The organism is Clostridium acidisoli DSM 12555, from assembly GCF_900176305.1.
Classification (GTDB): domain Bacteria; phylum Bacillota; class Clostridia; order Clostridiales; family Clostridiaceae; genus Clostridium_I; species Clostridium_I acidisoli.
Genome location: NZ_FWXH01000003.1, coordinates 562986 through 574415, shown reverse-complemented (window position 1 = coordinate 574415; position 11430 = coordinate 562986). Strand labels below are relative to the sequence as shown.

15 protein-coding genes are annotated in these 11430 nt (G+C 29.7%); 5 read left to right on the top strand and 10 right to left on the bottom strand.

Translation table 11 applies throughout. The features are described 5' to 3' along the window. The coding region (locus B8978_RS07940) for an integrase core domain-containing protein (RefSeq protein WP_139795999.1) at positions 1–268 on the top strand (268 nt) is incomplete at its 5' end. A gap of 488 nt (positions 269–756) precedes the next feature. Here B8978_RS07940 and uppS read toward each other — a convergent pair. The 7 genes from uppS to B8978_RS07905 all read right to left on the bottom strand — a co-directional run bounded on the left by uppS (position 757) and on the right by B8978_RS07905 (position 6919). After that, positions 757–1473, bottom strand: coding sequence for a polyprenyl diphosphate synthase (gene uppS, locus B8978_RS07935; protein WP_084115094.1), 717 nt, complete (start codon positions 1471–1473; stop codon positions 757–759). Positions 1474–1504: 31 nt separating this feature from the next. Beyond that, entirely contained in the window at positions 1505–2200 is a 696-nt protein-coding gene (locus tag B8978_RS07930) for an aspartate/glutamate racemase family protein (RefSeq protein ID WP_084115093.1), read from the bottom strand. Between the two features lie 59 nt (positions 2201–2259). After that, a complete protein-coding gene (locus tag B8978_RS07925) occupies positions 2260–2787 on the bottom strand; it encodes a GNAT family N-acetyltransferase (protein ID WP_084115092.1) in 528 nt (175 codons plus the stop codon). A 205-nt stretch (positions 2788–2992) separates the two neighbouring features. Beyond that, a complete protein-coding gene (gene lon, locus B8978_RS07920; protein ID WP_084115091.1) occupies positions 2993–5374 on the bottom strand; it encodes an endopeptidase La in 2382 nt (793 codons plus the stop codon). 109 nt (positions 5375–5483) lie between these two features. Further along, positions 5484–5900, bottom strand: a complete 417-nt coding sequence (locus tag B8978_RS07915; RefSeq protein ID WP_084115090.1) for a MarR family winged helix-turn-helix transcriptional regulator — start codon at positions 5898–5900, stop codon at positions 5484–5486. 86 nt (positions 5901–5986) lie between these two features. After that, positions 5987–6388 (bottom strand): DUF1523 domain-containing protein, encoded by a 402-nt coding sequence (locus B8978_RS07910; protein ID WP_084115089.1) that lies wholly within the window; start codon positions 6386–6388, stop codon positions 5987–5989. Between the two features lie 168 nt (positions 6389–6556). Continuing rightward, on the bottom strand, positions 6557–6919 hold the full coding sequence (locus B8978_RS07905; RefSeq protein WP_084115088.1) for a phage holin family protein: 363 nt from the start codon (positions 6917–6919) through the stop codon (positions 6557–6559). A 214-nt stretch (positions 6920–7133) separates the two neighbouring features. Between B8978_RS07905 and B8978_RS07900 the strand changes: the two genes are divergently transcribed. The 4 genes from B8978_RS07900 to B8978_RS07885 are packed head-to-tail and all read left to right on the top strand — an operon-like array spanning position 7134 to position 9641. Next, on the top strand, positions 7134–7673 hold the full coding sequence (locus B8978_RS07900; RefSeq protein ID WP_084115087.1) for a nitroreductase family protein: 540 nt from the start codon (positions 7134–7136) through the stop codon (positions 7671–7673). A 16-nt stretch (positions 7674–7689) separates the two neighbouring features. Further along, entirely contained in the window at positions 7690–8325 is a 636-nt protein-coding gene (locus B8978_RS07895) for a chromate transporter (RefSeq protein ID WP_084115086.1), read from the top strand. 3 nt (positions 8326–8328) lie between these two features. Beyond that, positions 8329–8853 (top strand): chromate transporter, encoded by a 525-nt coding sequence (locus B8978_RS07890; RefSeq protein WP_084115085.1) that lies wholly within the window; start codon positions 8329–8331, stop codon positions 8851–8853. After that, the gene (locus B8978_RS07885) at positions 8850–9641 is read left to right on the top strand and encodes a Cof-type HAD-IIB family hydrolase (RefSeq protein WP_084115084.1); all 792 of its coding nucleotides are present in this window, start codon (positions 8850–8852) and stop codon (positions 9639–9641) included. Before B8978_RS07890 ends, B8978_RS07885 begins: the two co-directional genes overlap by 4 nt. 2 nt (positions 9642–9643) lie before the next feature. Here B8978_RS07885 and B8978_RS07880 read toward each other — a convergent pair whose 3' ends face one another. The 3 genes from B8978_RS07880 to B8978_RS07875 all read right to left on the bottom strand — a co-directional run bounded on the left by B8978_RS07880 (position 9644) and on the right by B8978_RS07875 (position 11347). Beyond that, positions 9644–10315, bottom strand: a complete 672-nt coding sequence (locus B8978_RS07880) for a metallophosphoesterase family protein (protein ID WP_139795998.1) — start codon at positions 10313–10315, stop codon at positions 9644–9646. Next, the gene (locus tag B8978_RS19490; protein ID WP_242950510.1) at positions 10254–10565 is read right to left on the bottom strand and encodes a metallophosphoesterase family protein; all 312 of its coding nucleotides are present in this window, start codon (positions 10563–10565) and stop codon (positions 10254–10256) included. The genes B8978_RS07880 and B8978_RS19490 overlap by 62 nt, the downstream gene beginning before the upstream one ends. Positions 10566–10657: 92 nt before the next feature. Continuing rightward, entirely contained in the window at positions 10658–11347 is a 690-nt protein-coding gene (locus B8978_RS07875) for an HD domain-containing protein (protein WP_423236709.1), read from the bottom strand. Positions 11348–11430 lie beyond the last annotated feature (83 nt).

The following is an 11430-nucleotide window of genomic DNA, read 5'->3' as shown; positions in this document are numbered from 1 at the left end:
ATTCACTTCTGTTAAATTCGAACACTTTTGTAAGGTACACAGTATTTATCATGAGCTCATTCCAACAAATTCACCAAACTATAATGCTCATATTGAGTCTTTTCATTCACTTCTCTCCAAAGAATGTATAGCTTGGAATGAGATTAGAAATTTTACTCATGGATACTTGCTTATTGATGAATATATAAAATTCTATAATGAGGAAAGAATACATGGAAGCTTAAACTATACGAGTCCAAATGAGTTTATAAGAAAATCTATGAATTAATTAGCATTCGTAAGAAATTGTTGAAAATAAGGGGAGCAATCCGATACTATTAACGATGTAAATAGCAGAATTAAAGCTCCGCAAAAACAAAGTTTAAATATTGATGATACACTGCAAATTCCTGTAATAGATTTATATGCTAAAAAGGATTTTTCTGAATTTGAAAACAGGAGATTATTAAATAGTGGTTTTGAACAGTATGAAATTGCTAAGGCAGTTCAAGATATAAATTTTAATCTTGATAACAGTGGCGCTAAATTGAAATCTGAAGCTGAAATTACTGTGAAGATCACTGCCCGAAATCCAAATATGAATCCTAAAAAACATCTTATATTTAACAAACCATTTTTACTAATGTTAAAACAGCAGGGTAAAACTTATCCTTATTTTGCAATGTGGATTGATAATTCTAATATGTTAAAGTGAATAAAAAGCCTATACTCTAAAATTTTAATACTTCAGTTTTTTTATCATATTTTATCCCTTCCTCAACTTGTACTATAGAATTTAATTGCCTCCTTCAAATGTTCATAATTAAAATCAGGCCAAAAATCTTTAGTAATCCACAACTTTGCATTTGCGGATTGCCACAATAAAAAGTTGCTTATTCTCATTTCCCCACTTGTCCTAATGATTAAATCAACATCTGGTAGTCCTTTAGTAAACATATAGCTACTTATCAAATCTTCTGTTATTTTATTCTCATGTAAAATTCCCGCATCTCTATCACATATTATATTTTTTATAGCATTTATTATTTCATAACGACTGCCATAATTTAATGCAATGTTTAATACCATATCAGAATTATTTTCAGTTAATCTCTCGGTTTTCTTAATTTCATCTATCAATTTATGAGAAAGATTATCTGTAGTGCCTATATGTTTTACTTTTATATTTTTTCCAGCCTTATTCCGTAATTTTACAAAAAATCGAGTGAAAAGTTTCATTAGAAAATCTACTTCTTCATTGTCACGATTCCAGTTTTCAGTTGAAAAAACATAAAAAGTTAGTACCTTAACACCTAACTCCAAACAGCTTTTAGTTATATCTTCTATTGGCCTTGTACCCGCCTTATGTCCAAAAGTTCTAGGAAAGCCTCTCCTTTTAGCCCATCTACCATTTCCGTCACAAATTATAGCGATATGTTTTGGTATTTTAATATTATCGCCTTCTACTATTTTAAAATCAACTTTATCACTCATGTTTATTCTCCATCACTAAATCATAAATTTATTACAGCTTCAAATAATTTTCAATAATACTTTCAACATGGATTTTTGTAGTATTAAGAAAAGGGATACTAAATTCATCCTTTGTGAGAATTAATGGCAACTCTGTGCAGCCAAGAATTACTCCTTCTATTGAATCTTCATCCAGCATTCTTTTAACTATGTTTAGCAGTTCATTTCTTGTTTCATCAAGGAATTGCCCAAGTTCAATTTCAGTCATTAGTTTATTGTGAATATATTCCTGTTCCTCTTCCTTTGGAACAACAATGGTTATGTTACTTTTATCAAACACTTTTTGAAAAAAATTGTTCTTCATTGTAAATTTAGTTCCAAGCAAACCAATCTTTTTCATTCCTAACTTATTAGCACTTTTGCATGTTTCCTCAACTATACTTATTAATGGAATAGGAGATTTTTTGTTAATTCTTTCAAAAACTATATGTGGTGTATTTGATGAAATAAATGCGAAATCAGCACCTGCTTTATATAATGCATCAATACCATTAATTAAACATGCTACAACGTTATCCCATTCACCATTATCCATCATATCTAAGAGTTCCTTCATATTCATACTATTAATTATTATTTCTGGATAGCTGCCATCATTTACTGCTTTACGATATCCTTCAACAATTAATTTGTAATAATCTAAAGTTGATTCCGGACCCAATCCACCAATCATCCCTATTTTTCTCATCTATATATTGGCCTCCTTTTGTCTAGTTTTAATGCTTTAAAACAATATTATTTGAATTTTCATAGTACTTTTTCATATAATTTAAACCAATTCAGCCCGTAATTTCCAAGTCCCAAATCAACTGTATCAATATATTCAAAGCCACATTTTTCATAAAGCTTAATTGCAGGTATATTTTTTTCATAAACATCAAGTCTCACTGATTTAGCATGTGACTTAATGCTATGTTCAAAAGAAAATTCTATTAATGTTTTGCCTACGCCACATTTCAAAAAATTTGGATGAACTACAAATGTATATATAACAAAAACATCTGAATAATCAGAGTCAAATTTCCATTTAGCTTTATAATATGCAGGCTCTGGTTCATGATTTAAAATAAGTGCACCTACAATTTTTCCATTATGTGTTGCTACATGGAGATTACCATGTTTAACTCCGTCAATTGCATTTTGCCTAACAGGATATATACCCTTTATCCATCCAGGATAGTTTACTCCTTTTGCTAAATAATCATTTAAATCATTATACAGCTTTTCTAATTCATCAATATCATTTTCTTCGCCTAATCTAACAACAATATCCATTTACACATCCTCATTCCATATGCTTAAATTACAAAAAATGCTTTAATTAATTGTAATTATATCACATATATAATGTAATACATGATTATTTTCGTAATAAATGCAAACTAAAAAGATATAGGTGGCAAATTCCACCTATATCTCTTTTTCATAATTAAGCACAATATTATAAATCATAATCTAATTTTTTTAACATTTGTTAGCTTTATACACTAGCTCCACTTGAAACATTTGTTACCATATCTAAAACAGCTGGTTTTGGTAATTCTATACCAATTGTTTCTTTTATAACATCTTCAACAGTTTCAACAAGTATAAATTGTAATTCGTCTCTTACATCCTTTGGAATATCCATTAAATCTCTTTCATTGTCCTTAGGTAAAATTATACGTTTTATTCCTGATCGATGTGCTGCAAGTACTTTTTCTTTAATTCCACCTACAGGAAGTACTGCACCTCTTAATGAAATTTCACCAGTCATCGCCATCTTAGGATCTACTCTATGTCCTGTTACTAAAGAAGCAATAGTTGTAAATAATGCTACTCCTGCTGATGGACCATCTTTTGGAATGGCACCTGCTGGCACGTGAATGTGTAGGTCATTTTTATTAAATTCAATGTTTTTTAAGCTTAAAGCTAGCCTTGAACGAATCAAACTTTGAGAAATTCTAGCTGATTCCTTCATTACATCCCCAAGTTGCCCTGTAAGTATTAGTTGTCCACTTCCTGGCATAAGTGCGCCTTCAATAAACAATATGTCTCCACCTACAGGTGTCCATGCAAGTCCTGTAACAACTCCGGGTGCATTACTTTTAGCTGCCATATCATACTCCATAAATTGATTTCCTAAAATGTCAATTAACATATCTTCTTTAACAACGTAAGGTAATTTTACTTCATTAAGCACAATTTTTTCAGCCGCTACTCTTGCTACTTCTGACAATTTACGTTTAACACCTCTAACACCAGCTTCTCTAGTATACTTCTCAATTATTGTTTTTAAAGCTTCATCTTGAATTTGAAGTTGATTACTATTTAATCCGTGCTCTTCCAAAACTAAAGGCAATAAATGTTCTTTTGTAATATGGAATTTTTCATACGTAGTATAGCTGCTAATGTCTATAATTTCCATACGATCTCTTAATGGTCCCGGAATATCTCTTAGTGAATTCGCAGTTGCAATAAATAAAACATCAGATAAATCATAAGGAACCTCTAAGTAGTGATCTGAGAAAGTATTGTTTTGTTCAGGATCTAAAACTTCTAGTAAAGCACTAGCTGGATCCCCATTTCCAGATTCTATTAGCTTATCAATTTCATCTAAAATAAATACTGGATTTTTTTCCCCTGCTCGTTTCATTCCTTGAATAATTCTTCCTGGAAGTGCCCCAATATAAGTTCTCCTATGCCCCCTAATTTCAGCTTCATCTCTAACTCCGCCGAGACTAATTCTAACATATTTACGTTGAAGCGCTTTAGCAATACTTTTACCAAGGCTTGTCTTACCAGTTCCTGGAGGTCCTACTAATAACAAAATTGAACCTTGCTTATTTTGTTTTAATTTCATTACTGTTAAATGTTGAATAATACGATCTTTAACTTTTTCAAGACCATAATGTTCATCATCTAAAATTTTTCTTGCAGCTTTTATGTCTATATCTCTAATTTCACTTTTTCCCCAAGGTAAACTTGTTAACAGATTTAAATAGTTTTCGATAACATTTCCTTCTGAACTATTTGCTCCTTGTCTTTCTAATTTATTCACTTCATCCATTGCAATTTCTTTAACATCTTCAGGCATATTTGCTGCTTCAATTAGTTCTCTGTAGTCTTTTTTCTTTTTTGAAGGAGTACCTTCTACTTCATTTAATTCTTCTTGTATAGATTTAAGCTGCTGTCTTAATATATTTTCTCTATAACTTTTATTAATTTTTTCATTGAATTTTGCTGTCATTTCCATTTGGAATTTTATTGATTCCTTTTGTTCTATTAAAATGTCTAAAAATCTCAAGCTTTTTCTTCTTAATGAACGAATTTCTAGAAATTCTTGTCGTTCCCTAAAAGATAGATTCATAAATGGAAACAAATATGAAATTATATCACTAATGTCGTCTAATCCATTTACATACTCAACATAAACCTCTGCTCCTCTAAAATTTTGGCTGATTTCAGAAACTAAAGTTTTAATGTAGCTAATCATTTCCTTTTGATTTTTAGAGTCCAAATCTATAATATCAGATATAAAATCATACTTTATTTTGTAATCTGTACCATCCTTAATAAACTCTTTTGCCTCAACTCTATCAATTACATCTATAACAAATTGATAATCATTTTTTAGTATTTTTGTATCTTCAATTTTTATTAATGTTCCAACATGATATAAGTCATCTTCTCCATATAAGTCTCCACTAACTCCTTCTTTAAGAGCCAATGCTACTCCATAAAAATCGTCTTGTACTATTTTTTTATAGAATCTGTTTCCAATTTCTTTACTTATTTTTATAGTTACACTTTTTCCAGGTAGCAAAACTGTATCCGGTATAGCTACCAATGACAATTCTCTATTGATATTTAATTTATTCATACAATCATCTCCTAATAAATTGAATTCACATATAAAACATATTAATATTTCAATATAGTTAGTTTTTGTTAACCTAACTATATTTTTAAAAAATTTTGTTTTTATTTTTTTATTTAATTTTAGACAATAGGCTTATGAGTGTCTTAATCTCGTCCTCTTCAAGACTGTCAAGTATCCTATCTACTAACTTTCTAACAGTTAATTCTTCAAATCGTGCAATACATCTGCCTTTTTCTGTTAAATGTAAGTAATACACTCTACCATCTTCATTACATTTTTGCTTATAGATACATTCTAATTTTATAAATTTTTTTATCATTTCTGTAACAGATGGTTTAGATAACTCTAAAATTTTAGCTAATTCACTTGTAGTAACATAATCACATCTGTCAAATTTTTTTATATATTCAATTTGACGGAGAGTTAATTCTGACATGTTAAGCTCATCAATCAACTTACATGAACATTCACCTTTTATTTTTATTAACTCACTATAAGTTTCATATAATTCATCACTTATTTCCAAAAGATCACCTCATTAGTTTGTTAGGTTTTCCCTAACTACATATTAAATCACATTTTATCTGTTGTCAACAAAAATGTAAAATAATTTTATTTATTTCTCTGGTCTGTATCTAACCCCTTAACTTTTATAATATTTTGATAAGATGATATTGATGGTATTCCAAAACCATATGCTGTAACTTCATATTTCCTATTAATTCTCAATGCCCAATATACATCTTCAGAATTAAATTTAAGTTCTACGAAACTATTAGCATCTCTAAATACCTTAACATTACCGTCTTCCATCTGTGTGTAAACTACATACTCATCAATATTATCCATTTTTATTATTCTTTTATTAGCAATAGTCACTACATAGGTATTTCTAAAAAAATGAGGAAAAACTGCAATTATTCCTATTATTACAATGATACCAATCACCACAATTTTAAATTTGAACTTTAAAAATTTGTTATTTCTAAATTTATAAAAACCATATTTTATCATAAAATCTCCTTAATATGCTAAATCTGTCCTATTTAATTCTTATTCCTTTTTATGGAGATTAGTATATAATTTATGTAAATGTTTTTTTAATTTATTTTATGAAAAAAACTTAAGAATTTTACTTCCTAAGCTTTTTTCATAATTCATTAAACATATTTAAATATATAACTACATTGATCTACTTGGCATTATTGCATCTATTACTCCAATAACTAAAGCTGCTATGATTGAGCCTAATATAGACGCATGCATGTTTGGAACTAGAAATTGTGTACAATATATTATTATAACCGCAATTACAAATCCTTTAAAGCCTTTTCCAAAAGGCGATGCATCTACTTTCATTAATGACTCAACTAGATAATCTATAACAGTTATTACTACTGCTGCCAATAAAAATGTCCAGAATCCCCTAATAGAAAAACCTGGTGTCAAATACGAAGTTATTGCTAAAATAATTGCAAAGATCACTAGCCTTCCTATCCAACCAAGTAAACTGTTGTTATTTGAATGTTGTTCTCTATCTGACATTTTCTCATACCTCCTTTTAAACAAACAAATTTTTGTAAACAAATTTAGTATGTTCTATTTCAAAGAAAATATGAGTTAATTATTTTATATTTTAAATTTATTTGTAATCATTTCTATAAATCTTAAAATTGACCACAAACACTTTTAATCATAACAATATAACTATATAATATAAACAGCATGTAATTTAATTTCTTTAGGAGGATTTCTTTTTATGAATGAAGCAATTAAAAATCGTAGAAGTATAAGAAAATACAACAATAAGCCTGTTGAAGATGAAAAAATCATAGATATTATTGAAAGTGCTAGACTCGCTCCATCTGGAGATAACACCCAACCTTGGCACTTCATTGTTGTAAAATGCGATGAAACTAGGCAGAAGTTGGCTACTGTTTCTCACAATCAAAAATGGATGCTTTCAGCTCCGGTTTTTATTGTGTGTATTGCAGATGCACGTTCAAGATTTGATGGCAATGTAGATATAGTTGTGAATGAATATAGTCCAGAACAAGAAATCAAACAAATAATAAGAGACACATCTATTGGAATAGAACATCTTGTTCTTGAAGCAACTAGATTAGGTCTTGGTACTTGCTGGGTTGCTTGGTTTACTCAAGAAGACATAAGACCAGTTTTAAATATTCCATCTGATAAATACGTAGTAAGTATCATTACACTTGGATATACTGATGAGAATCCAAAAGCACGTCCACGAAAAAACTTTGATGAAATCGCACATTTTGAAAAATGGTAATATAAGGAGTACACTAATGGCTAAACAAAATGAATTCAAAACAACTAAACAAATCTCATCTGCTGAATTATATGATTTTACAATTACCCGGTTATTCCTTACGTGGTTAAAAATTGGCTTTACATCATTTGGTGGTGGTGCTACTACTCAATATCTTATTCAAGAAAATTTTATTTATAAATATAAATGGATAACTTCTGAAGAGTATGCTAGCATCATAGGTATGTGTCAGATTACACCAGGTATGAACATTATTGCATACACCATACTTATAGGGAAAAGACTTGCCAGCTTCTTAGGTATATTTGTCTCCTTACTTGGACTTATTCTGCCTAGTGCCACCATTACAGTTATAATATCTTCCGTTTACATTAATATTAGTAAATCGTCAATTGTTCATTCTGCACTCCATACAGTATTTGCCGCTATTTTTGGCATTGCTTTAGCTACTAATTGGCGAAATGTACAGCCTATCCTTGTAAAGAATCACAAACGTGGACTATTACCTTTTGTTATAACAGTTGGGATAATGATAGGCAGTGCAATTATTTACATATTTCTTAATCCGCCTGTAATTGTGCTATATCTTTTAGGTGGATTATGCGGTGCAGTTACCTATTTCTATATATCCACCAAAAAACAGGAGGTTTAGCGCATGTATTGGATTGTATTCTTTTGGGTTGTACTTAAATCAATTTTGTTCTCCACAGGAGGCTTTGGGCCTTTACCTAGTTTGCACACTGATTTTATACATAACGGCTGGGCAACTGGAAAACAATTTACTGAATCCCTGTCAATCGGACAAATTACTCCTGGTCCTAATGGACTTTGGATTGTTAGTCTATGCTATTTAGTTGCTGGATTAAAAGGTGCATTACTTTCATGTATTGCACTGCTTTTACCACCACTATTAATTTTGATTGTTCAACGCTGTTATACCCGCATTGCAAATCACCCTGCAACACAAGGTTTGCTTGATGGTGTTGTCCTTGTCATAGCTAGCTTTAGTGTAATAGTTTTAGCGACAATGTTTCGAAGTAATGGTATAAATATAGTTATGATTGTAATTGCCTTAGCAAGCACTTTGCTAGCAATATCAAGACGTGTATCTACCAATGTTATATTAATATTTGCTGCTTTAATCGGTGTAATATTAAATAGATTAGGAGTGTTAATTTGAAAAATAAAATAGCTTTTTTTGATATAGACGGAACACTTATTGGCTTTAATGGAATTGATTTAATTATGCCTGAAAGCACTAAAATGTCTATTAAAAAATTTAGAGAAGCCGGGAATCTTGCTTTTATTTGTAGTGGCAGACAAATAAGATTTATTCTTGAAAGATTTGGCCAAGATATGTTTGATGGCTACATCTCTTGTAATGGGACTCATATAATGTTTCAAGGAAAAACTATTTATGAAAAATTTATTTCTAAGGACATGCTCCTTTTATTAAAAAACTCTTTTGATAAATTTGGTGTGTCTTGTTGTTTCAACAATGGCTATAAAGGTTATTCTCATAATATGGACAGCGATAGAATAAAAAAATATAACGCTCAATTCAAAGGTGAACCCTACTTAATAGCGGACTGGAGTATAGATGAAATAATCGTGAATTCATTAGACATTTTTTATAAAAATGAAGCTGTTTTAGCTAAATGTATAGAACATTTTAAAGAAAGTTTAATTTTTAATTTCCATAATGATGATCTGTCTGCAGATGTTTCTCTTAAGAGTTTTGGAAAAGCTGATGCCATTGAATATATTGTTGATTATTTAAATATTCCTATCCAAAACACATATGCTTTTGGAGATGGTTATAATGATATTGAGATGATAAAAAGAGTAAATACTGGCATAGCAATGGGTAATGCCGTTGAGAATTTAAAAAAAGTAGCTGATTATATAACCTCAAATATATTTGAAGATGGCATAGAAAAAGCAATGAAAGCCTATAATTTGATATAATATTATAGGTGTTTTTTGTCACCAACTCCTATATACAATGATGATGTTTTGGGTTCAATTGAAACACCCTTCCATCTGTTACCCATACCAATATCTTTTGGAGTTACATTTTGATAATGCCCTTTCATACCATCAATTTGAACATTCATATTCTCATCAATTTTAACTATAACATGCAATGGCTCCTCATAAAGAATCAAATCCTTCAGATAAGGGTATTTTTTATGTATTTCATTGCTGTAATTAAATGTATCCTTTATTCCATGCCAAATATAAGACATAGAATTTAATGTATAATAATGAATTCCATTAATAATTTTCACATCGTCTCCATGATCATGACCATTCATGCAAAACAATACTTTCTTTCCATTGCTATTTCTTTGTTCCAGAATTGCTCTAACTTCTTTACGATTAAATATTCCTCTCTTCATAAAATCATTTGAAAGACTTTGATGTGAAAAAATTACATAATACATTTGTTCGTCCTTTATTTCATTTCTTAGCCACACTATTTCTTCCCGTGGAACATACGGATAGTCATTCATTGTTTTATCATAGTTACGTCTACAATATGGCTCACTTCCATTTGAAGTTTTTATATAATTTCCATCAAGCACGATAAATTTGACATTTCCAAATACAAATGAATAAATAACTATTTTCCATGCCAAGAAATTTAAGCACAATATCCACTGGATAGCCATCTGAATTGTGATTTCCCACATTAAAGAAACATGGAATACCCAATTCTTTCAATTGAGTGATTATATGCTTATTGCCATCTGTTGGATAACATAAATCTCCCAATTCAATAACAAAATCTACTTTCTCTTTTTTTACTGACTTAATAAATTCACGTATTCGTCTATCCCCATCATGAATGGCATCATAATGTAAATCTGTAAAAATTGCAAATTTCAATTTGTAATCCCCCATTCATACGTAAATAACTTTTACCATTACGATTTGTATTACATTATTATACTAAATAAGTAAATATGATACAATGAATTTTACTCAATGCCTTTAATTTCTAATGTTAATCTATCGAAATATTCTTTCATAAATTCAATTCGCTTTTTACCGATTTCTCTTGCCTTTTCTGTATATAATTTGTCAGGAATTTTTTTAAACTTTACCTCATATTCAATAAAAGGTGTATGTTTTGAAACATCCTTAAGCCTTCCATTTTGAACAGTATTATTATCTAAATAGTCATTAAGTGATTCATTTACTGTTAATCTTTGCCCAAATTGTCCTGCTAGCATAAAAGTTCGAGCAATTCCACTTGCTCCAATAACATCAAGTTTGTCAGCATCAAAAAGTATCTTTGCTTCTATTGTATTTGGCTGATGTCCAGTTCTAAATCTATGCGCTATAATACAGTGTTTTATTTTTTCAATTTTTTCTTCTTCATATTCTAACTTTCTAAGTATTTCACCTGCAATTTCACTACCTAAAACGGCATGATCAATTTCCCCTGTATTATCTTCACTTTCTTCCACTCTTGCAATGTCATGTAACAATGCTGCTGGCGTCAATATCTCTAAATCAACATCTTTCTCATATTTGGAAATTAGTAAGCATAGGTTATACACTCTAAAGACATGATCTAAATTATGAGCTGAACAAGTTAATTTATTTTTAACAATTTCTATGATTTTTTTATGTTTTATCTCTGTGTCCACTATAATATTCACCATCCCTATTATTCAATTACCTTTATAAAAACAATATCAAACATACGTTCTTTTGTCAAATTATTCTTATTTTACTTTATATGTAC

Bases quoted from the DNA above. Each gene is read 5' to 3' on its own strand.
- uppS (WP_084115094.1), bottom strand. From the start codon at position 1,473: ATGAGTGATAAAGTTGATTTTAAAATAGTAGAAGGCGATAATATTAAA.
- B8978_RS07930 (WP_084115093.1), bottom strand. From the start codon at position 2,200: ATGAGAAAAATAGGGATGATTGGTGGATTGGGTCCGGAATCAACTTTA.
- B8978_RS07925 (WP_084115092.1), bottom strand. From the start codon at position 2,787: ATGGATATTGTTGTTAGATTAGGCGAAGAAAATGATATTGATGAATTA.
- lon (WP_084115091.1), bottom strand. From the start codon at position 5,374: ATGAATAAATTAAATATCAATAGAGAATTGTCATTGGTAGCTATACCG.
- B8978_RS07910 (WP_084115089.1), bottom strand. From the start codon at position 6,388: ATGATAAAATATGGTTTTTATAAATTTAGAAATAACAAATTTTTAAAG.
- B8978_RS07905 (WP_084115088.1), bottom strand. From the start codon at position 6,919: ATGTCAGATAGAGAACAACATTCAAATAACAACAGTTTACTTGGTTGG.
- B8978_RS07900 (WP_084115087.1), top strand. From the start codon at position 7,134: ATGAATGAAGCAATTAAAAATCGTAGAAGTATAAGAAAATACAACAAT.
- B8978_RS07895 (WP_084115086.1), top strand. From the start codon at position 7,690: ATGGCTAAACAAAATGAATTCAAAACAACTAAACAAATCTCATCTGCT.
- B8978_RS07890 (WP_084115085.1), top strand. From the start codon at position 8,329: ATGTATTGGATTGTATTCTTTTGGGTTGTACTTAAATCAATTTTGTTC.
- B8978_RS07875 (WP_423236709.1), bottom strand. From the start codon at position 11,347: ATGGTGAATATTATAGTGGACACAGAGATAAAACATAAAAAAATCATA.